General features: G+C 33.6%; 19 protein-coding genes and 1 pseudogene. 11 read left to right on the forward strand and 9 right to left on the reverse strand.

Annotated features, from left to right (window positions below; all coding sequences use genetic code 11):
* Positions 1 to 126: 126 nt before the first annotated feature.
* The 3 genes from AC1RRN_RS13650 to AC1RRN_RS13660 form a co-directional block, all read right to left on the reverse strand.
* Positions 127 to 957, reverse strand: a complete 831-nt coding sequence (locus tag AC1RRN_RS13650; protein WP_492967812.1) for a Cof-type HAD-IIB family hydrolase — start codon at positions 955 to 957, stop codon at positions 127 to 129.
* Positions 958 to 1096: 139 nt separating this feature from the next.
* Positions 1097 to 1459 carry a DUF1801 domain-containing protein gene (locus tag AC1RRN_RS13655; RefSeq protein WP_492967813.1) on the reverse strand — a complete coding sequence of 121 codons (363 nt, stop codon included), beginning with the start codon at positions 1457 to 1459 and terminating at the stop codon, positions 1097 to 1099.
* Between the two features lie 228 nt (positions 1460 to 1687).
* Positions 1688 to 2638, reverse strand: coding sequence for a PhoH family protein (locus tag AC1RRN_RS13660; RefSeq protein ID WP_056190794.1), 951 nt, complete (start codon positions 2636 to 2638; stop codon positions 1688 to 1690).
* A gap of 182 nt (positions 2639 to 2820) precedes the next feature.
* On the opposite strand from AC1RRN_RS13660, the gene AC1RRN_RS13665 reads away from it, so the two are divergent.
* From AC1RRN_RS13665 to AC1RRN_RS13690, 6 genes are all read left to right on the forward strand, one after another.
* The gene (locus tag AC1RRN_RS13665; RefSeq protein ID WP_492967814.1) at positions 2821 to 3648 is read left to right on the forward strand and encodes an SAM hydrolase/SAM-dependent halogenase family protein; all 828 of its coding nucleotides are present in this window, start codon (positions 2821 to 2823) and stop codon (positions 3646 to 3648) included.
* A gap of 186 nt (positions 3649 to 3834) precedes the next feature.
* Positions 3835 to 4131 carry a putative quinol monooxygenase gene (locus AC1RRN_RS13670; RefSeq protein WP_492967815.1) on the forward strand — a complete coding sequence of 99 codons (297 nt, stop codon included), beginning with the start codon at positions 3835 to 3837 and terminating at the stop codon, positions 4129 to 4131.
* A 101-nt stretch (positions 4132 to 4232) separates the two neighbouring features.
* Positions 4233 to 4958: a gliding motility-associated ABC transporter permease subunit GldF gene (gene gldF, locus AC1RRN_RS13675; protein ID WP_492967816.1), complete on the forward strand. Its 726-nt coding sequence runs from the start codon at positions 4233 to 4235 to the stop codon at positions 4956 to 4958.
* Positions 4958 to 6643, forward strand: a complete 1686-nt coding sequence (gene gldG / locus AC1RRN_RS13680; RefSeq protein WP_492967817.1) for a gliding motility-associated ABC transporter substrate-binding protein GldG — start codon at positions 4958 to 4960, stop codon at positions 6641 to 6643. Before gldF ends, gldG begins: the two co-directional genes overlap by 1 nt.
* Before the next feature lie 107 nt (positions 6644 to 6750).
* Entirely contained in the window at positions 6751 to 7869 is a 1119-nt protein-coding gene (gene dnaN, locus AC1RRN_RS13685) for a DNA polymerase III subunit beta (RefSeq protein ID WP_492967818.1), read from the forward strand.
* A gap of 428 nt (positions 7870 to 8297) precedes the next feature.
* Positions 8298 to 8927 (forward strand): DsbA family oxidoreductase, encoded by a 630-nt coding sequence (locus AC1RRN_RS13690; protein WP_492967819.1) that lies wholly within the window; start codon positions 8298 to 8300, stop codon positions 8925 to 8927.
* Between the two features lie 168 nt (positions 8928 to 9095).
* Here the strand turns inward: AC1RRN_RS13690 and AC1RRN_RS13695 are convergent.
* Together AC1RRN_RS13695 and AC1RRN_RS13700 are read right to left on the reverse strand one after the other, a co-directional pair.
* Positions 9096 to 10868, reverse strand: a pseudogene (locus AC1RRN_RS13695) (MutS-related protein).
* Positions 10869 to 10934: 66 nt separating this feature from the next.
* Positions 10935 to 11768 (reverse strand): universal stress protein, encoded by an 834-nt coding sequence (locus AC1RRN_RS13700; RefSeq protein WP_492967820.1) that lies wholly within the window; start codon positions 11766 to 11768, stop codon positions 10935 to 10937.
* Positions 11769 to 11951: 183 nt separating this feature from the next.
* Here AC1RRN_RS13700 and mnmE point away from each other — a divergent pair, with 183 nt between their 5' ends.
* The gene (gene mnmE / locus AC1RRN_RS13705; RefSeq protein ID WP_492967821.1) at positions 11952 to 13352 is read left to right on the forward strand and encodes a tRNA uridine-5-carboxymethylaminomethyl(34) synthesis GTPase MnmE; all 1401 of its coding nucleotides are present in this window, start codon (positions 11952 to 11954) and stop codon (positions 13350 to 13352) included.
* A 298-nt stretch (positions 13353 to 13650) separates the two neighbouring features.
* Entirely contained in the window at positions 13651 to 14157 is a 507-nt protein-coding gene (locus tag AC1RRN_RS13710; RefSeq protein ID WP_492967822.1) for a YybH family protein, read from the forward strand.
* A 416-nt stretch (positions 14158 to 14573) separates the two neighbouring features.
* Here AC1RRN_RS13710 and AC1RRN_RS13715 read toward each other — a convergent pair whose 3' ends face one another.
* Positions 14574 to 15083 carry a response regulator gene (locus AC1RRN_RS13715; protein WP_492967823.1) on the reverse strand — a complete coding sequence of 170 codons (510 nt, stop codon included), beginning with the start codon at positions 15081 to 15083 and terminating at the stop codon, positions 14574 to 14576.
* 215 nt (positions 15084 to 15298) lie between these two features.
* Between AC1RRN_RS13715 and AC1RRN_RS13720 the strand changes: the two genes are divergently transcribed.
* Positions 15299 to 16807 carry a PAS domain-containing sensor histidine kinase gene (locus AC1RRN_RS13720; protein WP_492967824.1) on the forward strand — a complete coding sequence of 503 codons (1509 nt, stop codon included), beginning with the start codon at positions 15299 to 15301 and terminating at the stop codon, positions 16805 to 16807.
* A 152-nt stretch (positions 16808 to 16959) separates the two neighbouring features.
* Here AC1RRN_RS13720 and AC1RRN_RS13725 read toward each other — a convergent pair whose 3' ends face one another.
* Together AC1RRN_RS13725 and AC1RRN_RS13730 are read right to left on the reverse strand one after the other, a co-directional pair.
* Complete coding sequence (locus AC1RRN_RS13725) at positions 16960 to 17607, reverse strand: FMN-dependent NADH-azoreductase (protein WP_492967825.1); 648 nt, start codon at positions 17605 to 17607, stop codon at positions 16960 to 16962.
* Between the two features lie 102 nt (positions 17608 to 17709).
* A complete protein-coding gene (locus AC1RRN_RS13730; protein WP_492967826.1) occupies positions 17710 to 17943 on the reverse strand; it encodes a GNAT family N-acetyltransferase in 234 nt (77 codons plus the stop codon).
* Between the two features lie 161 nt (positions 17944 to 18104).
* Between AC1RRN_RS13730 and AC1RRN_RS13735 the strand changes: the two genes are divergently transcribed.
* A complete protein-coding gene (locus AC1RRN_RS13735) occupies positions 18105 to 19868 on the forward strand; it encodes an Ig-like domain-containing protein (RefSeq protein WP_492967827.1) in 1764 nt (587 codons plus the stop codon).
* Between the two features lie 77 nt (positions 19869 to 19945).
* Complete coding sequence (locus AC1RRN_RS13740) at positions 19946 to 21964, forward strand: outer membrane beta-barrel protein (protein ID WP_492967828.1); 2019 nt, start codon at positions 19946 to 19948, stop codon at positions 21962 to 21964.
* A gap of 333 nt (positions 21965 to 22297) precedes the next feature.
* Here AC1RRN_RS13740 and AC1RRN_RS13745 read toward each other — a convergent pair whose 3' ends face one another.
* Entirely contained in the window at positions 22298 to 24481 is a 2184-nt protein-coding gene (locus AC1RRN_RS13745) for a TonB-dependent receptor family protein (RefSeq protein WP_492967829.1), read from the reverse strand.
* Between the last annotated feature and the right edge of the window lies 1 nt (position 24482).

Genomic DNA, 24482 nt, shown 5'->3' on the forward strand with positions numbered 1-24482 from the left:
AATTATTAAAAAAATCTTTTTGTCAATTGCCTGCGAAATCCTTTATGAATTGTTCATTTAAAATAAAAAATCCCTGAAGAATTACCTTCAGGGATTGTATTTTTATTAAAAATTTAAAAAATCTAATTAACCTACTGCAAATTCTTTATTTAGAATTTTAGAAGAAATATATTTGGCTACACCATCTTCTGCATTGGTTTTAATCACTTCTAAATCAGGTAAGGTTTCCTTCAATAAAGCTGGTGCATTTCCCATAATCAGGCCTTTTCCAGATGCAGATAACATTTGAACATCATTGAATCCATCTCCAAAAGAAACTGATTCTTCTAAAGTAAATCCTTCTTTTTCTAAAACTCTCTCGATTGCAACTGCTTTATCTATAGCTTTATCCATAAACTCTAAACATGTTGGCAAACTAAAAGCATGATGCAAATGTTCTGAAGAATTAGCTAAAATAGCATCTTTTAGTTTCACTAATTTTTCATGATCATCACAGGAGAAGAAAATTTTGATTGCTCCAAAATCTTCCAAAGTTTTATAATCTACCAGTTCCGGGCGATATTTTAATTCAGATTGAAAAGCATTTAATTTTTCATTAATTCTGTTAGTCGTCCAAACATTTTCTTTGAATAAAACTACTGTGATTTCAGGGTCAATATCAACATTCAAAGCATTTTTCACAACTTCACTGTCTAAATTGAATGAAAAAAGTTCTTCTTTATTAGGGGAATGAATTCTCGCTCCGTTTGAACTCACTAAATAAACAGGAACTTCAAGTGTCTCAATAATAGCCATAGCATCAAGATGATGACGACCTGTAGCTACAACGATAAGATAATTTTGATTGTGGAGTTCCTGAAAAATTGATTTGGTATAATCTGAAATTTTGTGTTGAGGATTAAGTAAAGTTCCGTCAAGGTCGCTTACTACAACTTTTATATTTTTAAGTTTAGTCATATTAAAGATCAAGTATTTATAAAATGCAAATTTACTGCTTTACACTCAGAAGAACAAAGATTATAAGTCTTAAAACCCCGAAATGAGAGAAGTTTATTATTTATTTAACTATTTCGTTAAATATTGAATTTTAGATAATTTAAATTTTTATAATTCCGGATTTGTATAAATTTATTGCTTTTTGAATAACCTTTTCAATTTGTTCCAAAGGTAAATCTTCATCAGCATCAAACAACATAATCTTCATTCTGGAACGCGCTTCCTGCAGTAAAAAAGGTTCGTCAAAATGTTTTCCTTCCACAATTCCGATATAAGGTTGTTTGTGTTTTTTATGAATCCATAAATAGCAAAACATTTTTCCTTTGTAGCAAAAAAAGGGCATTCCGTATTTCAAAACATGCGCAATGTCTTTGTCTTGTTTTAGAATAATTTCTTTTAAAGCAAGAAATACACCTTTTACAGGTTCTTCTTGTTTTAAATAGAAATCATCTAGTTGTTTCATTTTCTGAAATGCTTGTTGTTTTGTTTTTTGCCGCAGATTAAACTGATTTATTAATCCTCTATTTTTTTGCCACGAATTTCACAAATTTCCGCGAATTAATTTGTGCTAATTTATGTGATTAGTCGCAAAAAAATATTCGTTTTCCACATTCTAAAAAGATGATGTAGAAAACGAATATTAATAAATGTCAAAACACATTTCACGATTTACATTTGACATTTTATAAAATTAATCGTGATTTTCTATTTGTTTATAAGCGTCAATTACCTTTTTCACTAATCTGTGACGCACGATATCTTTATCATCCAGATAAATAATTCCGATTCCGTCAACGTCTTTCAGAACCAAAATGGCTTCTTTCAGACCTGAAATAGTTCTGCGTGGTAAATCGACCTGTCCAGGATCTCCCGTAATCATAAACTTGGCGTTTTTTCCCATACGCGTCAAAAACATTTTCATCTGTGAGTGGGTTGTATTCTGTGCTTCATCGAGAATTACAAAGGCGTTATCAAGTGTGCGCCCACGCATAAATGCCAGTGGCGCAATCTGAATAATACCTTTTAAAATATAATCTTCGAGTTTTTCGTTTGGGAGCATGTCGCGCAAAGCGTCATAAAGAGGCTGCATATACGGATCTAGTTTTTCTTTCATATCGCCGGGTAAAAAACCAAGATTTTCTCCTGCTTCAACCGCTGGTCGCGTTAGTATGATCCTTTTAACTTCTTTGTCTTTAAGCGCTTTAACCGCCATTGCTACACCGGTATAAGTTTTACCGGTTCCGGCAGGGCCAACAGCAAATACCATATCATTTTTTTTGATGGTATCTACCAGTAATTGCTGGTTAGGCGTCATGGCCTTAATTATTTTACCGCCAACACCATGAACTAATATTTTGTCATGATCGTATGATTTTCTTTCATCCTGACCATCACTCATAATTACGCGTTCAATTACATTATCATCAATGTTGTTGTATCGGGTAAAATGGAGCATCAACCTTTGAAATCTTTTTTCGAATTCATCTAAAACTTCTTTTTCGCCAAATGCTTTTAAAGTCGTCCCTCTTGCTACTATTTTAAGCTTTGGGTAGTACTTTTTAATTATTTCAAGATGAGTGTCTTGAGCGCCCCAAAAGTCTTTTGGAGCGATGTCTATTAGCTCGATAATTCTTTCGTTCAAATGAGGTAGTTTTAAATTAAAAATAAATTTGTTTTGTAAATCTATTGTTGTCGGGTATGTTCATATCTTTAAATGCAAATTGTCTTTTCTTCTTTCAATTTGTATTTAGTATTATTAGATTTGCATTTCTCAAATTTAATGAAAATTAGATTTAAATACTACCAATAGTTATAAACAAAATTATGTCAATAATTACCCTTACTACTGATTACGGCTTAAAAGACCACTTTGTGGGCTCGCTGAAGGGTAAAATTATTTCTGAATATCCAGAGGTTCAAATCATTGACATTTCGCACGATATTGATCCGTTTAATACAGCCGAAGCAAGTTATGTTATTGGCGCCTCTTATTTGAGTTTTCCTAAAGGCACGGTGCATCTTATTGGTGTTGATATTGAACGTAATAAAGAAAATCAGCATATTGCAATGCAATGGAATGATCATTATTTTATTTGTGCTGATAATGGAATTCTTAGCATGCTTACGCAGAAAATCGTTCCGCAGAAAATTGTCGAAATCAACATTCACGATCGTTTTCCGATTGAATTCAGCGATTTGGATATTTTTATACAAGTGGCCTGTCATATTGCAAAAGGTGGCTTATTGAATGTTATTGGTAAAGAAATTCAGGAAATTAAACAAATAACTGAATTACAAGCGGTGGTTGCCAACGATGGAAATTCACTAAAAGGTTATGTAATTTACATTGATCATTTTGGAAATATTGTAACTAATATTTCTAAAAAACAATTTGTAGAAGTTGCCAAAGGTCGCCCGTACGAAATCGTAATGAAACCGAAAAGCATCAAAACAATTCTACCGAATTATTCTGCAATTGCAACTTCTGAGAAGTATCCAATTAAAACTTACGAAGGCGAAAAATTAGCCATTTTTAATGAGGCCGGTTTTCTCGAAATTGCCATTTTTAGAAGTAATCCTTCAAAAGTAGGTTCTGCCAACAGCTTGTTGGGATTGAATTATCGGGATGTGATTACGATTCAGTTCCTTTAACAATTTTAGATTTCTGAGTTTAGATTTTAGATTTGAAAACACTGGAAATGTGGAATTTAAAATTACAGAATTGGAATTTAAAAATTTTATATAAAAGAACAATCTATTTTGGTATTTTTGCCCGCATATTGGAGCTTTAGTCATTCAAAATCTAAAATCAACAATCTAAAATCTAAAATTGCAAATATGTTTGTCAGAATAGTAAAAATGAGTTTTCATGAAGAAAAAATCCCGGATTTTCTGGATAATTTCGAAACTGTGAAAGACAAAATACGAAATGCAGAAGGAAACCGTTTTTTAGAATTGTATCAGGATAAAAATGACAAATGTATCTTTTTTACTTACAGTTATTGGGAAACCGAAGCTGATTTAGAAAATTACAGACAATCAGAACTTTTTAATACCGTTTGGGATTTTACAAAGAAGTTATTCAATGCTAAGCCTGAAGCCTGGAGCGTTGATAAATTAGTAAGCTTAAATTAGTTTCAAAATTCAGGTTAACTTAACCGCAAAGTCCGCAAAGATTTACGCAAAGTTGGCAACCTGAAACCTGAAACTTGAAACAAATAAAAAAAAAAACAAGAATGAAATCAATCATTTTACGAGAAATAAAATCTTTTTTTGGATCTCCTATTGGCTATTTGGTCATTGCTATTTTCTTAATTAGTAACGGACTATTTTTATGGGTTTTTGAAGGAGATTACAATATCTTAAATACTGGTTACGCCGATTTGACTCCGTTTTTCACTTTAGCACCTTGGATTCTGATTTTCCTGATTCCGGCTGTAACGATGAGAAGTTTCTCTGACGAAAAAAAACAAGGCACATTAGAACTGCTTTTAACTAAACCATTATCGATTTGGGAAATTGTAAACGGAAAATTTTTAGGTTCTTTATTCCTAATTGTTTTAGCAATTATTCCAACATTTATTTATGTAAAAGTGATTTCAAATTTGGGTTTACCTGAAGGAAATATCGATATGGGAAGCACAATTGGTTCCTATTTCGGACTGTTGTTTTTGATTGCTTCATATTCTGCTATCGGAATTTTTACTTCTACTCTATCAGAAAATCAAATCGTCGCTTTTATCATTGCGGTTTTTCTATGTTTTTTCTTCTATTTTGGTTTTCAGGGTTTAGCTACGTTAATTCCGGGAGATTCTAATATTGTTTCGGCATTTGGTATGCAGGATCACTTTAAAAGTATGAGTCGCGGCGTTATCGATACACGTGATGTTATTTATTTTTTAAGCATTACAGTATTGTTTCTGTCTTTTACAGTTTATCAATTAAAATCTTTTAAAGCGTAATGAAAGCATCTACTCAACAAAATATCAAAACGTTAGGTATTACTATTTTCGTTTTAATCGTTTTAAATGTATTGGGAACTTTGTTTTTCCAGCGATTTGATTTAACCAAAGACAAACGTTATACCTTATCTGAAACTTCTTTACAAATTGTAAAACAAGTTAAAAATCCGCTTTCGATTAAAATTTATATGCATGGCGATCTTCCTGCAGATTTCAGACGTTTGCAACAGGAAACCAAACAATTATTAGAAGAATTTCAGGCTTATAACAGCAATATTGTTTTCGAATTTGTAAATCCGATGGAAAACGAAGACGAAAGCATGGAAATGGTAAAATCACTTTACCAAAAAGGATTAACGCCAATAAATATAACTGTTGACGATAAAGGAAAACAATCTCAGGCAATGGTTTTTCCGTGGGCCATTGCAGTTTATGATAACAAAGAAGTTAATATTCCATTGTTGAAAAACATTATGGGTGCTTCGACCACGCAGAAAGTAATTGGATCGATTCAGCATTTAGAATATTCGATTGCTGATGCTATTAATAAAATTACCAAAGCCAAACAAAAGAAAGTTGCTTTTATAAAAGGAAATGGCGAAATGAACGAGGTTCATGTTGCTAAAATGTTGAGACAAATTAAGGAAAGTTATTATATAGGCCCTTTCACGCTGGATTCTGTTAGTAAAAATCCAACCGGAACTTTAGATGCACTTAAAAAATATGATTTAGCCATTATATCAAAACCAACTGAAACTTTCTCTGATGAAGAAAAACAGGTTTTAGATCAGTTTATTATGAATGGCGGAAAAACATTGTGGTTAATTGATCAGGTTTCTGCTGATATGGACAGTTTGTACAATCAATCTGGCGCTACTCTGGCCTATCCGAGAGATTTGAATTTGAACGATATGTTCTTTAAATACGGATTCCGAATTAATCCTGATTTAATAAAAGACGAATACGGAAGCCCAATAAAACTAGCAACCGGAGAACAAGGAAGTGCAACTCAATATCAGGAATTTAAATGGAAATACGCTCCTGTTGTAATTCCTTCAAGCAAACATCCAATCGTTAAAAATTTAGGCGAAATAAAATTTGATTTTGCAAGTCCGATCGATACTTTAAAAAATGGAATAAAGAAAACGGTTTTATTGCAATCGTCTCAATATTCTAAGAAAATTGGAACTCCAACCGAAATCAATTTGAATATTGTAACTGAACAAACAACTCCACAGGAATATTTAAATAAAGGAAACTCAGCCTTAGCTGTTTTATTAGAAGGAGAATTTCATTCGGCTTTTGAAAATCGCGTTTTACCTTTCAAAGAAAGTGCATTTCAGGCAAAAGGAAAACCAAACAAAATGATTGTTATTGCCGATGGAGATTTGGCCCGAAATCAATTAGATAAAAACTTGATGCCGGTAGAATTAGGTTATGACCAACGTACCGGAAATTTATACGACAACAAAGATTTTATGATGAATTGCATCAATTATCTTTTAGACGATACCGGACTTATTAACATTAGAAGCAAAGATGTCGATTTGCCATTATTAGATAAGGATAAAGTTTATGAAAACTACACGATGACGCAATTCATAACTATCGGACTTCCAATTCTAATTTTATTGGTTTTCGGACTTGCATTTACTTACATGAGAAAAAGAAAATACAGCAAATAGATGTTAATAAAAAAATTGCGAAAGTAAGATTGTTTACGATATATTTGTAATCCGTATATTTAGCCTCCAAATTGCTAAAAAACACATCAAAAAATAAAACAAAACAGATGAAATTTATAGTATCGAGTTCGTACTTACTAAAACAATTACAAGTTTTAGGTAGTGTAATTAACAGTAACAACACGTTGCCTATTTTAGACAACTTTTTATTTGAACTAGACAATGATGCGTTGACAGTTTCGGCTTCAGATCTTGAAACTACAATGTCAGCTACATTATCAATCGATTCTAAAAGTAAAGGAAGTGTAGCTGTGCCTGCAAAACTTTTGCTTGAAATTTTAAAAACATTTCCAGAACAACCTTTAACTTTTACAGTTGAAGATAACAATACAGTAGAGATCAGCTCTAATTCAGGAAAATATGCATTGGCATATGCTGCAGGAGAAGAATTTCCAAAATCAGTAAGTCTTGAAGATCCATCTGTAACTTTGGTTCCTGCTGATGTTTTGGCAACTGCTGTTAGTAAAACTATTTTTGCTGCTGGAAATGATGATTTACGTCCGGTAATGTCTGGAGTTTTCTTCCAGTTTTCACCAGAAGGTTTGACTTTTGTTGCTACTGACGCTCATAAATTGGTAAAATATGCACGTACAGATGTGAAAGCGTCTCAGGTAGCTGATTTTATTATGCCTAAGAAACCTTTGAATATCTTAAAAAGTATTTTAGGAAGTTCTGATGCTGAAGTTAAAATTGAATACAACGATTCAAATGCGACTTTCTCATTTGACAATTATATCTTGATGTGTCGTTTGATTGATGGTAAATACCCAAATTACGAAGCGGTAATTCCAAAAGAAAATCCAAACAAATTAATGATTGACCGTTCTTTATTTTTAAGTTCAGTTAAGCGTGTGGCCATTTTCTCAAACAAAACAACACACCAAATTCGTCTAAAAATTGCCGGAGCTGAATTAAATGTTTCTGCAGAAGATATTGATTACTCAAACAAAGCAGAAGAAAGATTGACTTGTGATTATCAAGGAGATGATCTTCAAATTGGTTTCAATTCTCGTTTTTTAACTGAAATGTTGACAAACTTACAATCAGACATGATCATGTTAGAAATGTCATTGCCTAACAGAGCCGGGATCCTTACACCAGTTGATGGTTTAGAAGAAGGAGAAACTGTTACTATGTTGGTAATGCCTGTAATGTTAAATAGTTAACATCAAAACTTCTTTTTGTTACAGGGATTTTTTTTAGTTTCGAATTAAAGACATATCATTGTAAAAAAAAATATCGCTATTAACCAACCATTTTTTATACCTAGAAACCGCAATTCTTTCAAACGAATTGCGGTTTTTTATTTTGGTGAGTTTTTGTTTCAGGTTTCAGGTTTCAGGTTTCAAGTTTCAGGTTTCAAGTTCACTTTGAAATTTAACCACAGAGCACGCAAAGTTTTTTTGGAGATAGATTGAGTTCAAAAACACAGAGTCCACAAAGCTTTGTGAACTCTGTGTTTTTAAAAATCCTGATAATAGAAAAAACTTTGCGTGCTCTGTGGTTAAACTCTACTCAAGCCATTCAACTTGAAACCTGAAACTTGAAACCTGAAACTTGAAACCTGAAACAATTTTTCTTTAACTTTGTACTTATGAAAATAGAAATTTGGTCGGACATCATGTGTCCGTTTTGTTATATCGGAAAAAGACAATTGGAAACCGCTCTGGAAGCGTTTCCTGAAAATGATTTTGAAATTGAGTGGAAAAGCTTTCAACTTGACCCGACAATCACACCTCAATCTGGAAAAGACGTTTATACGTTCTTAGCCGAACGAAAAGGTATTTCAGTTGAACAATCTATAGAAATGCATAAAGGTGTGACAGAACGCGCAAAAAGCGTTGGTTTGGATTATCATTTTGATAAAGCGATTATTTCCAATTCCTTAACATCTCATCGTATTATTCATTTAGCAAAAACTAAAAAGCTAGGCGATGAAATGGAAGAGATTTTCTTTAAAGCTTATTTTACAGAAGGAAAAGATTTAAATGATGCTCAAACTTTAATCGAATTAGGAATCCAGGCTGGATTAGATGCTTCTGAAGTAAAAGAAGTTGTAGAAAATGAAAGCCTTTATTTAAACGATGTAAAGCACGATATTACCGAAGCTCATGAAATTGGAGTACAAGGAGTTCCGTTTTTTGTTTTTGATCGAAAATATGCAGTTTCTGGTGCTCAACCGGTAGAAGCTTTTGTGAATACGATTAAGGAAATGCAGAAGTAATTTTAGATTTTAGATGAACCGCAAAGTCCGCAAAGATTTACGCAGAGTTCGCAAAGTTTAGATAAAGCTTTGCGAACTTTTCGGTTTTATTAAAACGTGTTAATCAGAATCTTTGCGTGCTTTGCGGTTAATTCCATATTGTAGATCAAAATCTGAATTCTAAAATTCCTAAATAACCCCCATTTTCTGCATCAAAAATGTAGCGCTTTTATTTTTACAGATTCCGTTGCGGAGTTTGTAATCGAAATGAAGTTCGTTATTTTTGATTTCGACTTCAAAACATTGATTCGTTAAAGTATCCGGATAATCATTTGTTGTGAGGCAAACTTCTATATCGTGAGTGGCTATTGCTCCTATTGCATTTTTGGCTATGATCTTTTTTACTACTTCAATTGTCCCATTTCGTTTATCGTCAGAATTAGTTCCTCTTAAAATTTCATCTAATAAAACAAAGGCAGGCTTCTGTTCTAAAGCATCCATAATTTGTTTCAAACGCTTGATTTATGCAAAGAAATACGATTCACTATCCGCTAAAGAATCGGATAATCGCATTGAAACTAAAACTGGAAGTGGATGAATATTAGCTTCTGAAGCACAAACAACTGATCCTATTCCAGCTAACACCATATTCACACCCAAACTTCTTAAAAAAGTACTTTTACCGGACATATTAGAGCCCGTTAAAATCATAAAAGTTTCGGGATAAAAATGAGTATCATTCCCTACTCTGCTTGTCGGATTCAATAATGGATGACTTAAATTTTTAAATCCGATTTTATATTCTGAATTGATTTCAGGAAAAACAAAATCAGGATTATTATAGGCCAAATTTGCCAAACTATTTAAAGCTTCAAATTCTCCAATAATAGCAATCCATTTCTCAAATTCTGCAGAATAATTTTCTTTCCATTTCAATAACGCTTTTAAAACGTGAAGGTTAAATAAAAATGTTCCGTTAAAAACCGTTGCTGTTACAAAATTATTAATAGTATCCATTCTCGAAAACAACTCTGACAATTGTTTTAGATGAACACTTGCAGTTGCCTTCTTAAAAATGAGCTGTTGTTGTAAATCAAGCAGCTTTTTGGATTTAAAACTTTCTGATTCAATTTTCTGAAGCAGCAAACTATATTGTTTTATAATTTTATCAACGTTATCTGCTTTTGCTATCTCCGATTGAATTCGTTTAACTGACTTACCTAAAATCATCAAATTAGCAATAAAAATATACGTCAGATAAGATAATAAAATGGTTTTCGAAGTAATAAAATAAGTTATTAAAACTCCAAAAAACAAAATTGGACCTGCAAAAGAAAGTGCAACTAAAACTTTAGGTAAAGTATTATTTTTAAATGAATTCCAATGCAATAAAGAATCAAAAGAGGCTTTTGAATCATTACTGATTGTTGCCAATGCCAGGAAATCGTGTCTCCAATCCATTTTCGTTTTCAGTTCCTTTACTGCTTCCTGATTTTCAAGAATTACTTCATTTGGAAGTTGGGTCAATAATTGATTCGCCAATGTTTTTTTTCCAATATAAGTAGCAGTTCTGTTTAGATTTTGAAACAAAGAATGTTCACCAAAAATATCTAAATCGTAAGCATAAGGGTGATGGAAATCGTTGAATTCAATTCCATTTTCAAAAGGAATCTTTTCTCTTTTTAGATAGGAGATCTCATTTTGATTGATTCGTAGAAGAGCTGTTGTCAGCTGTTTTTGAAAAGATAATTTGGAGTGGATTCGCATTAAAAAAATAAAACCAACAAAAGACAGAAAAGCAAGTATTACGTAAAGAGTTTCATTGGTCTTGACGTAATAAAACGACAAAAACAAACACAGAAAAACACTTAATAAACGTAGTAAACTTATGCTATTATATCTTTTATTGATTTTATTAAAAAGCTCTGAATAATGTGTGACCTTATTTTGATATGAATTCATTTTATTGATTTGAGGAAATACAAATATAAGTTTTGCATCATAAAATCAATCTTAAAAAAACGATTTTTAAGTTTCATGCATTACTAAAACCGGAACCGAAACTTCTTTGGCAATTTTTTTAGTAAAACTGGATTCAAAGATACTTTCAAAGAAAGATCTTTTATGTGTTATAGTGGTCAGAATATCAATGTCTTTATAAAGAATAAAATCAAGAATAGTTTCTTTAACTTCATCGCTTGGCAATACTAAAAACTCCACATTATCATTGGCAAATTCTTTTTCCCATTCTTTTACAGTGGTTTCCGGCACATCTGAATTCGATGTTTTAACATAAAGACTTTTTACCTTTGCATTGGTTTTTCTGGCAATTTCAAGCACTTTACGAAGTTCTGTTTTGTCTTTTTCACGATAACGGGTAGTAAAGCCAATAATTTTGATTTTATGAAATTTGGCTGTAACAGGAATACATAAAACCGGTACATTAACTTCAGAAATTACGGAGCTTGTATTTGATCCTGTAAAAAATTTAGTCCAATCTGAGACACCTGAAGTTCCCATAATAACAAAATCAATATTATCCTCTTTAACAGCATTTTTCAAATTATAAATTAAATCACCATCCATCAGACGATGTTTTATCACTATATCCTCTAAGTTTCGTTCGATAGCAATCGTTCTAAGTTTCGGAATTTCATCTTTAAACATCTCAAATTTAGCCAACTCGATTGAGCTGTAAATCGAAGCGTAATTTTCCGGAAAAAACTGACTGTCATAAACCGGAATTTCAAAAGTATGCAACAAAACCAGTTCGGCATTGACAATTTTTGCAAATTCTAAAGCATGAACAAATGCGTTAGTAGCTGCTTCAGAAAAATCGGTGGGAAATAATATCTTTTTCATTTTGCTTAAGATTAGAGTATTGTTTTCTCAAATTTAATCATTCTAAAAACAAAACAACCTGATAATTATCAGTAATTTAACATTTAATAAATTCTTAAAATATTACTTTTAAAAAGTAAAAACAAGATATACTCCCTGACTTCCTCTTCGGAACTTTATGCCTTTTTTTTATACCTTTGCACCATGATAAATCAAGATTCTATAGTTGCATTGGCTACTCCGTCCGGAGCAGGTGCTATTGCTATCATTCGTATTTCAGGTTCCGAGGCAATCACTATCGGAAATTCGGTTTTTAAATCCATCAAAAACAAAGATTTGACCAAGCAAAAAACGCATACTTTGCACTTGGGGCATATTATAGATGATTCAAAAACACTGGATGAAGTACTAGTTTCTGTTTTCAAAGGACCAAACTCTTATACAGGTGAAGATACAATTGAAATTTCATGCCACGGATCAACCTATATTCAACAGCAAATTATTCAGTTATTATTGAGAAAAGGCTGTAGAATGGCTGATGCAGGAGAATTTACATTGAGAGCTTTCCTGAATGGCAAACTAGATTTATCGCAAGCAGAAGCAGTTGCCGATTTAATTTCGTCAGATAATGAAGCTTCGCACCAAATTGCAATGCAGCAAATGCGTGGTGGTTTTAGTAATGAAATTGCCAAACTACGAGAAGAGCTTTTGAATTTTGCTTCACTAATTGAACTAGAACTAGACTTTGCTGAAGAAGATGTTGAGTTTGCAGACAGAACGCAATTTCATGAATTATTAAATCGAATTGAATTTGTTTTAAAACGTTTAATTGATTCATTTGCTGTTGGAAACGTAATTAAAAACGGAATTCCGGTTGCGATTGTTGGAGAGCCAAACGTTGGTAAATCGACTTTGTTAAACGCTTTATTAAACGAAGAACGTGCAATTGTTTCAGACATTGCAGGAACAACCCGAGATACAATTGAAGATGAATTGGTCATTGGCGGAATCGGTTTTAGATTTATTGATACTGCAGGAATCCGTGAAACGAAAGATGTTGTGGAAAGCATCGGAATTAAAAAAACTTTCGAAAAAATAGAACAGGCACAAGTTGTAATTTATTTGTTTGATGGTTTAAAATTTCAGGTTTCAAGTTCTGAGTTTGTTTCTGAGATTGAACAAATAAAAAATAAATATCCGCTAAAACCTTTATTAATTGTAGTAAATAAAAAAGATATATTGTCAGCTGATGAAGTTTCAAACATCACATCAAAGCTTGAAAACCTCAATGCAAAGCTTTTATTAATTTCTGCCAAAGAAAAAATTGGTGTTGATGATTTAAAGAATGAATTACTTTCTTTTGTCAATACAGGAGCTTTAAGAAATAACGAAACAATTGTAACTAATACAAGACATTACGATTCATTATTAAAAGCTTTAGATGAAATACAAAAAGTAAAATTTGGATTAGAAACGAATCTTTCAAGTGACTTGATTGCACTTGATATTCGTGAAGCTTTATATCAATTCGGACTTATTACTGGTCAAGTCTCAAATGACGAATTGTTAGGGAATATTTTTGCTAATTTCTGCATCGGAAAATAGCAAGACAAAATAACACAAAACAACTACAAACAAACGGGTTAAAGTATTGATAAATAATATTTTAACTCGTTTTTTTTCAATTCCTTTTTCGCTAGGATAGTAAGTGATGTTTTGCTTAAATTTGTACCGCCATCGATGGATACTTATAATGATTAAACAAATTGAATGAGATAAAGTTTATTTTGTTCCATTAGCGTTAAGCAAAGGTATTATATTAGATATATGAGTTTATTTGTTGTAATTTTCAATGTTTTCTAAAATAATATATACTGAATTATAACATAAAACCTCTTAAAAAATGAAAATTATAAATGTAAAAAATCACCTGTCTATTTTATTAATTGTACTTCTTTTCATTTTCTCACCTTCATATTCTCAAACCAATAATGATTTTAACGGAAGCACAGCAGATCGTGATTCTTTGATAAACACTGGTAATGCTATAAGATTAGCATTTGCAAGTGGAGATGTTGACAGAATACTTTTATATCATCATCCTGATGTAATTAAAACCCTAAATTACAATAGTATAGAAAAAGGAAGAGAATCACTGAAACCTGGATTAAAAGGAACACTTGATAGTTTTCATTTAGAATTTATTGAAAATAAAATTGAAAATATTTTCATCAATGGCGGAACTGCTGTTGAGCAAACCCTCTTTACTATTAAAGGAACACCCAAAAAAGGAAATGGAAACCCTTTTATATTTAAAGGCCGTTCTATGATTGTTTATGTCAGATATAAACAAAGCCCAACTGGTTGGGCTACAATTCGTGAAATAATTCAACCAGCAACAGATAAATAATTCATAAGTATATTATTTGAATGCCACAAATGGCAAGATAACATGTCTGAATCTATTTTAACTTTCTAAAAAAGCAATCTGCCAACAACATTAAATTTTATTTAAGTCCAATTACTTCGAATTTGATAAAGTGAAGTTCATACGTAAAGTAAACACAGGACAAAAGTTTTAGCCCAAAATGGAAAAGAAAGGCAATCTTTTAAAATATTTTACTAATTACATCTCCAGAAAATAATTTTGCATTATTTAGTAATACTAAATGAATGTGAGGTACAAATAAGATACAATTCATAACTGTTCACTGAAATCAAATAACTACTTTGAGCTTTGTGGCAGAATCGTGGCACATGGTGTTTTTGAAAACAAGAAATGTAGCAAAATCAAGGTCTAAGAAGTTTAGTCTCGAATATATTATATTAATTCTTATGAGAAATATTTTTTTCAGAAACAAAAAATATATTTTTAACCGGATTAATTAAAGCTTTTGTCCAATGGAGAATGAATACTTTTTTAAGGATGAGAATAAAGCCGGTAAAAGAGCTTGGTTTTTGTACATAGAGGTTAGCTCCTTTATTAAAAGTCTCTTCAATATCTTTTGGGTGATTGGAAGTGGAAAGCATAACCGCAGGAATCTCCTTAAGTTCTTTATCGCTTTTTATTTCTTCTAGTGCTTCCTTACCTCCTTTAATAGGCATATTTATATCAATAAAAACAATATCAGGCTTTGGTTCAGCCGGATCTTTCATGGTATTAACTAATTCTTCACCATTTTCTACCGTAATAACTTCAGAAGGTACTTTTGTTGCACTCAGAGCTTCCATAAATAATTCCTGATCATCTTTATCATCCTCAGCCAATATAATTTTTAGTGGCTCTTTTTCTTCTAAATCATTAGAAGTTACGGTTGAATTTTTAGGACTTGTCATATTGGAGGGGATTTACAATTTACAAAAGTACTATATAAATGCTTAATAAATTTCGACAAGGCAATAATCTTAAAATATATGGTATTTTTAAAGATTACCGACCATAATCCATTATGGCTGAGTTAAATTGGAGTTGTGCAATCATTAGTATAAATTCTATAACATAACTTTTTAGGTAGTACACTACTTTAGCATAAACCATAAAGCTAACAAATGTGCAGAATAATTTAATTTTTCTACAAGATATAATACTACAAACGCCTGTGCCCACTGCAGTTTATTGTACTGATGATTTAGTAATTTCATTTGCTAATCCCGCCATGCGCAATTTATGGAATAAAGGCGAGCAGGTTATAGGAAAAAAATTCGCTGATATCACTGCTGAGTTTGAGAAAGATTCGATTAGCGAAGAAATTCTAAGAGTAATGAAAACAGGAATGCCTTTTCAGGCCTACGATCAAAAACTTAATATCCTGCCAAAGGGAATAGTGACGCCTCTTTTTTTTAATTATAATTTTACACCTCTTCTCAATGAAACAGGAGTTGTCTATGGCGTGTTACATACCTGTACAGAAGTAACTAAATTACATGAAGCAAAAAGTCAAATAGTAAACTCCGATGAAATGCTGACTATGGCAATCGAGGCCTGTGGCATGGGAACATATGAAATAGACGTTACAACAAATAGGATCAAAACATCCGATAATTTTAAAAAGCTTTGGTCTATCGACTCTGAAATTACTGTAGAGGCATTGATAGAGAAACTCCATCCAGATGATCGCCACCTTCGGGAAAAAGCTCATAAAGATGCAATACTCAACGGAGTAGTTTGTTACGAAGCCAGAATTTTACAGAAAAATAAGTCCCAGAAGTGGATTAAAGTTTTTGGAAAAATCATAAAAAATGAAAAAGGTGCCCCCTTAACAATCTTAGGAGTTGTACAGGATATACATAAGCAAAAGGAATTTGAAGTAGAACTGAAAAGAAAGATCGAAGAAAGTACACTGGAACTCCGTCGTTCTAATGATGATCTGCTGCATTTTGCCAATGTGGTGAGCCATGACCTTCAGGAACCGGTCAGGAAAATTAAGATTTTCAATGCTTTCTTAAAAAATGAGATTGCAAAGCAACTGCCGGACCGTTCGATTATGCACCTAAACAAAATTGCCCATTCTGCAAACCGCATGCAAGGCATAATTGAAGGGCTCCTTGCCTATTCCACTATGGACAAAAGCACTCAGCCAGTTGAAGAGATTTCCCTAAACGAACTCTTGGAAAACATCAAAACAGACCTGGAGCTTATAATAAAAGAAAAAGGTGCCATTCTAATCATAGAGGATCTTCCTGAAATCCAGGGAGCCCCTATTCTTATTCATCAGCTATTCTATAATCTTATCCAAAATGCACTAAAATTCACAAAAGCCAACCAGCCTCCGAGAATTATTATTACATCCGCTATAAAGAATATCAACTCGATTGAATCAATTGAAATTTCTTTCAAAGATAATGGTATTGGCCTGGATCCTCTTTATGCAAAAAAAATATTTGCTGCTTTTGAAAGGCTTCATTCAAAAAATGAATACGAAGGAAACGGGATTGGACTGGCACTTTGCCAAAAAATAATTAACAGGCACAATGGAACTATTATAGCTCATGGAGAAAAAGAAAATGGCGCTGAATTTATAGTTACCCTTCCACTTAAACAAATTAAAAAAAATATCTAGAAACTAGTGTTATAAAAGTGCACCTGTAGGTACACTTTATTAGAGAATTACAATAGTACATCGATTGATCTTAAAACAAGGTTTCCGGATCATACTTCACATGAAATACGTCCAAAGTATTTTTCGAATTTACATGAATACCAAATCAATGCTTAATGATTATAAAAATATTTTTTTATTAAACTTGTAACCTTTGCATTTGCTTTTTGGATCGCAAGTTCAATTGCTTCCGGACCATATCCTTCTCCATCAACAGTAATTTCATGAATATCTGTTATTCCAATAATTTTGAAGACCATTTTTAGATAGGGAGTTTGAAAATTCATATGCTCATTATACTCACCTTTTTCATACCCTTGAGCTCCTCTTGAGGTTAACAGAAATAAAGTTTTATTTTTTAATAGACCGATGTAAGGATTCAAAAGATCTTCGGTATTAAGTTTCCATGTCTCGTTTACTCTTAAAACCTGGTCAATATAAGCCTTAAGAGAGCTGGTAATTGTCCAATTATGCATTGGGGCTGCAAGAACAATTACATCAGCCTCTTTCAATTCAATAATAAGTTCTTTACTTAATTTTAATGCTTCAGTTTCAGCTGCTGTTCTATCGGCCTCAGGCTTAAATGCTGCAGCAATCCACGTTTCACTCACATGTGGAACATTGGTTGATGCTAAATCTCGAAAGGTTATTGGTGCAGCGGGTACTTGTTCTTTCCAGGATTTAATAAATGTGTTAGCAAGTCTTCTGCTGCGTGATCTGTCATCACGAGGACTTGAATTAATTACTAATATTTTTTTCATGTGTTTAATTTTCTGCAAAGCTAACCTGCGCCATACATCTAAAAGTTAATGTAGTTCAAGAAATCAGCAAGTGCTTCTTTTTTTTATATGTACCATTATGCTTCAATAAATTTTGTGAAATGATGACAGGCCAGAAAATAAACCTTGTGATAAATATAATCTGTGAGCTGGGTGTAAAGAAAATCCACTATCTAAGTGAATTGATTTTATGATCTGCTCTTTTACCTTTTTCACTACAAATTTGAATAATCTCCCTGCATAACCCCGACGTTTATATCCGGGCAACTTAAAAAGATCATCTATATAGATTATTTGTCCGGTTCTGAGAATGTGCATTCGTTGGAATTCATACCTAAAAATGGACAAAAAATCTACATTCTTTTTAAAAAGCTAACAGTGTTAATCATGCAACTCTTAGTGAGAATTGTATAATGTTTAAGCATCATTCGACATCACCTTTACCAGTGGAAATAATCCAATTCTTAAAAGAAAATAAAATGAAAATTAAAAATTTACTATTCACTTTTGCTATAATATGTATCGCATTAATTACCGGATGCGAAAACGATGATTTTGAAGAAGTCGATGGAGTTTGTCCTATTGTGGAGTCGACGACCCCATTAAGTAATGCCTTAAATATACCTGTGAGTCAAGTCATTACTGCTACATTCAATGAAGAGATGGATCCAGGTTCTATCACGTCGTCTACCTTTATTGTAGCGGGGACAACTCCTATTGCAGGAACAGTGAGTTACTCGGGAAAAACAGCGTCATTTACACCAGGAGGTTTGCTTGCAGAGAACACTACTTATACGGCAAGAATCACTACAAAGGCCAAAGATGTAATGGGAAACTTTTTACAGCTAGAATATGTATGGGTATTTTCAACAGGTACACTTTTAAGGCCTGTAGTCATTACTGCAGATCCTATTAATAATGCACTTGCCGTGCCGTTAAACAAAACAATTTCGGCAACATTCAATATGGTGATGAATGCGTCTACATTAAACAACACAACTTTCAAAGTAAATCAGGGACTTACTGCCGTTGCGGGAACAATTTCGTATACAGGATCAACAGTCTATTTTGTTCCTGTAACTCCTTTACTGGCCAATAAAATCTATACTGTCACGATAACAACCGGAGCAAAAAACTCGCTTGATACTGCAATGGCAGCGCCTTATACATGGAATTTCACTACAGATAATGTGCCCGTAGTAACTGCAACTGACCCGCTTAACAATGCTTTGAATGTGGCTTTAAATCAAACTGTAACGGCTGATTTTAGTAGTATTATGGATGTGGCTTCAATCAATACAACAACATTTACGCTGAAACAGGGAACAACAACGATTCCGGGTACAGTTTCTTATTCCGGAACTACAGCTTCGTTTAAACCAACAAACCTGCTGACAATAGGAACTGTTTATACAGCAACTATTACAAATGGGGCAAAAAGTGCTTCGGGAACTGCCTTGGCAAATGATTATGTTTGGAAATTTACCACTATGCTCGTACCTCCCGTACAAGTAAATATAGACCTAGGTACTGCTTCTATATTTGGTGCTTTTGGTGGAAACGCCGGAGTAACAAATCAGGGATTAAATACAGTAATAAACAACGGAAGCATTGGAACAACTGCCGCTTCGACACTGATTACAGGATTTCATGACGGTCTTATCGTGTATACCGAAACTCCACTAAATGTTGGAAATGTAACAGGTGATATCTTTACGGCACCACCGGCTCCGGGAACAGCAACATCATTGCTAATTGCACAAAAAGCATTATTGGATGCAAATGCAGCTTATTTAAGTATTTCACCGGCTGCTAAACCAGGAGGATCAGATCCAAATGCAGGAGAATTAGGTGGGTTAACATTAGCACCGGGCGTTTATAAATCAGCAAGCGGTACTTTCAAAATCAGCAATGGCAATCTAACTCTTGATGCGCAGGGAGATCCAAATGCAACCTGGATTTTTCAAACTGCTTCGGGACTTACTGTTGGAATTGCAGGACCTACAGGTGCAAAAAGTGTTATAATGATCAACGGAGGATTACCTAAAAATGTTTTTTGGTATGTAGGAAGCGCCGCTACAATCAACAGTGCCGGAGGCGGTACGATGGTAGGAACTATAATTGCCAGTTCAGGCGTTACGTTTTCTACTGCCGGAAATGCCAATCAAACCGTACTTAATGGAAGGGCAATCTCTTTAGTTGCTTCTGTAACCATGGTCAATACAACCATAAATGTTCCTTAAATAACAGTATTACATAATCAATCCCGTTTTCGGACGGGATTTTTCTCCATAAAAAAATAACAACTAAATAAACGTAAATGAAAACTAAAATTAGTTTTAAAACAAAATTACATACAAGGTTGGTTTCAGACAGAACACTCTTAAACAAGTTTTTACTGTTGACTTTGTTATACATAGGTGCCCAGACTACACTTCAGGCACAAGAAGTGTATTACTCAAAACCTTCCTGGTATTTTGGTGTTGCAGGTGCCACCAACTATAGTTTCTATCGTGGTTCAACACATCAGCTGAATGCAAGTCTGACTCCTCCGGTTACTTTTCATAATGGCGAAGGTGCAGGTTTATATTTAGCGCCGCTCGTCGAATTTTACAAACCGGATACCAGATTAGGATTTATGTTTCAGGCAGGTTACGACAGTAGAAAAGGTTCTTTTGACCAGAAAATTACACCTTGTAACTGTCCTGCAGATTTATCTGTAAACTTAAGTTACATTACTATAGAGCCAAGCATTCGTTTTGCACCTTTCAAATCTAATTTTTATCTGTATGGAGGGCCTCGTTTGGCTTTCAATGTTGATAAATCATTTAAATATTCAATAGGAACTAATCCTAATGTTCCCAACCAAGAGGCACAGCCAGCGGTAAGAGGAGATTTTGATGCAGTAAGCAAGACACTTATTTCAATGCAGATTGGTGCTGGTTATGATATTCCGCTATCGTCGCAAAATCATAAAACACAATTTATTCTATCTCCTTTTGTGAATTTTCAGCCGTATTTCGGACAGCATCCACGCACAACCGAAACCTGGAACATAACAGCTCTTCGAGTAGGAATGGCGCTTAAATTTGGACAAGGAACTGCAGTTTCGACTCCAGAAGCACCGGAATCACAAGTACAGTTTTCTGTAAATGCACCTAAAAATATTCCGGGAGAACGTAATGTTCGTGAAGTTTTTCCTTTGCGTAATTATGTTTTTTTCGATTTGGGATCAGATAAAATTCCAAGCCGCTACAAATTATTGAAAAAAGAAAATGTAAAAGATTTCAATGAAGAGCAAATCGGAATTACGGCAAGTGTAAATCCATCAGGTCGTTCTGCCAGACAAATGGCAGTTTATTACAATATAATTAATATTCTTGGAAACAGAATGGTTAAAAATCCTTCAACAAATATTACACTTACCGGTTCTTCAGAAAAAGGAACTGACGATGGAATGGCAATGGCTATGGCTGTCAAAACCTATTTAGTTGATGTTTTTGAAATAAATGTGGCCCGAATCACAACAAAGGGACAGTTAAAACCTAATATTCCATCTGAACAGCCTGGAGCAACAAAAGAATTAATGCTGCTTCGCGAGGGAGATCGAAGAGTTTCTATCGAAAGTAATTCACCTGAATTATTGATGGAATTTCAAGCGGGTCCTGATGCACCATTAAAACCATTAGAGTTTGTTACCGTACAGGAAGCTCCTATCGATAGTTATGTTACTGTTGATGCATCCGGTGCACGTGAGGCATATTCTTCATGGTCTCTTGAAACTACTGATCCGGATGGAAAAGTAAAAGTTTTTGGCCCTTACACACAAGAAAAAGTAAGTATTTCTGGTAAAGATATAATGGGAACCCGTTCTGAAGGCGATTATAAAATAAAAATGATCGGAAAAACCAAAAACGGTTCAATCGTACAAAAGGCAACTACTACACATATGGTGCTTTGGACACCATCTAAAACAGATGAAGGACTTAGATACAGCATCATTTTTGAATTTAACCAATCAAAAGCAATTGCCATGTATGAGAAATACCTAATCGAAGTTGTAGCACCCAAAATACCTAAAAATGGTGTTGTAATTATTCATGGTCATACCGATATCATTGGCGAAGAATCTCATAATTTGACTTTATCACTGGATAGAGCCAATGAAGTGAAAGGGATTATCGAAAAAGCATTATCCGCTTCAGGCAGAAAAGATGTGAAATTCGAAGTACAGGGTTTTGGAGAAGATGAAAGTATGGCTGTTTTTGAAAACAAACTTCCTGAAGAACGTTTTTACAACCGTACCGTAATAATTGATATTATTCCGACCGGAAAGTAAAAAAGAATATATTTATTTTTTTTCCTTTATAGGAAGATAAACATTAATACTTACCTAATATCCTTAATGCATTTTTAATTTGGAATGTACTTTCATCTGTTCCTGTTTTTATAGTAGTATGCAAATTACATAATCACCAGGATTAAAAATAAAGTTTGGAGCATTTTTCCTTCTAAAAGCACCTCAATGAGGTGCTTTTTACATTTACTTCTTTACCCAATTTTCAAACTAGTTTTTGCTTTTAAGTTATTGCTTCAAAACCTTAAAAACTATTAAAGTATTTTAGTATATCTCACCTATTTCAAAAACACCTTTCTTTTAGTATTATCTTTTTCATATTTTTACAAATACTGTTCCTGAAAATGTTCTTCCATCTGAAGGCCAAACACCTGGTCCTGGATAAAATTGTGGACGTTTCGTAAAATAATGTTCGTCTAAAACATTGCTGACATTAAATTGAAATTTTATGTTTTCTGTCAATCGGATTGCAAAATTTAAATCAAGTAACTGATAAGCGGGAACCAAACCTACCGCACCGCTAGCAGAAGGAGTTACAGTATTTAGTGCATCGGCAAAACTCTCAGAATTATAACTATAAAGTACAGAGCAGCTGGCGATTGAATACTTAAATGTAATTCCGTTTCTGGAAATCCATGCCGGAACACTTTCAACCTTATTACCACTAACATTTACATTACTGTTACTTGACCTGATCACGGCATCCTGATAACGCGCATCCATATATGAGGTAGACGTAAACAAAGATAAACCAGCTTTTTTACTCAAAGAAAAATCTCCCTGCAAAAAGAATTCAAGCCCTGCCGTATGTGAGTCGCCAATATTGGTTCTGAAAATAATCAGATTGTTTGCTATGTCTGTTTGTGCCAGCGTACCCAAACGGTTGTTGTATTGCAGATAAAAACCAGTTGCATCCCATTTTAGAAATTTCCATTTGCCTCTAAAACCAATTTCTGCATTATATCCGTAAGCATCTTTCAGATTTTTATCGCTTACTTCGTAAACAGATTGAGGAATAATGTCTTTAAAAATAACAGGTCGATAAGCTTGCGACCATCCTCCATAAATATTGATATCTTTTGTTACATCATATTGCGTGCTTACACCAAACAACGGAAAATTGTGTTTTATTTTGTTAGGCAATTCCGCGTCAGAATAATAAGTTGTAACACCCGTCATATTAGTTTCACCAATTTCCATTCTAACTCCTGTATTTACTGAAAATCGATTTGTAAACATCCATCGGTTCTCTGCAAATAATGCTATGTTGTTTGTTTTATAATGAAGATCTCTGCCCCAGCTTGGTGTTACAAGCGATAAATCATAATCGGTTCCTGTTGTACCTTTTCCTTGCTGTTGGCGGTGCAGATCGTTATTCATATACTGAATACCTGCTGCAAGTGAATTTGTTTGTTTGAGAAATTTATACGATTGAAGCATTCGCAACTCTGTTGTATAACTATTAAAATGATCAATATCGACCTGACGATTGTTATACTGAAGTGTCGCAGGCACAATCGTGTCGGCAATATTGGCGGGTCTGTCAAACATAACACTATTTCTCGCCCCAATAAGAGCTGAAGTTGTCAATCGCAATTTTGTTGAAGAAGTGACATTCCAATCTGCTGTTAAGGATGGAATGTGAATATTTGGCTGATAATAATTTCGCGATCGTGTTGACATTTTAGGGTCTTCATGAAACATACTATCCGTTAAAGGTCCGGGTATATGGGTAATATAATTAGAATGTGTCCATTCCAGTTTAAAATTTAAATTTTTTGAAGCATCATAATAAAAAGAAACTCCTTCAGCATCAAAACTTGAGTCACTGTTTTCCCGATAACCGGTTATCCATTTTCCATTTACCCAGGCAGAGTAGCGGAATTTGCCTATTTTGCCGGACAAACTGTTATAAGTACTCACCAAACCGTATGACCCAAGCGTATTAATGGTTTCAAAAGTAACTGGCTTAATCGTATCGGGTTGTTTAGCAATATAATTTAACATACCGCCAAACTGTGCACCATATTGCAGAGAACCTGTTCCCCTAACTAACTCGATTCGTTCAACGGCTTCCATAGGAATATTATAGTGACTGGCAGGATAACCGTACATATCAGAGTTGGTTATAATACCGTCTTTCCGCATATTAAATTCCCAGCCACGATGCGGGTCAAGTCCGCGGGTAGAAATGTTTACCTGATTGCCAGTGCCATCCATATCATAAACAAATACACCAGGTATTTTTGCAAAAATTTGTCTGCCGTATTTCTCTGTAATAGCAGCATTCTTTTGTGTCATCTCAATAACTTCTGTCTTTTTACCCGAAAAAATATAGGTTCCCTGTATGGGTTCAAGACGCTGAATATCTAGTGAAATACGACTTCCTTCAACTGTTACAGGAGAAAGCTTGTGCGTTTTTATACTGTCAGTTGCTGTTTGTGCAAAAACATTATTTATGTTGATTAGAACAACTACAATAAATAAAAATCTGTTCATA

It is taken from the genome of Flavobacterium sp. GW821-FHT11G01 (genome assembly GCF_058808175.1).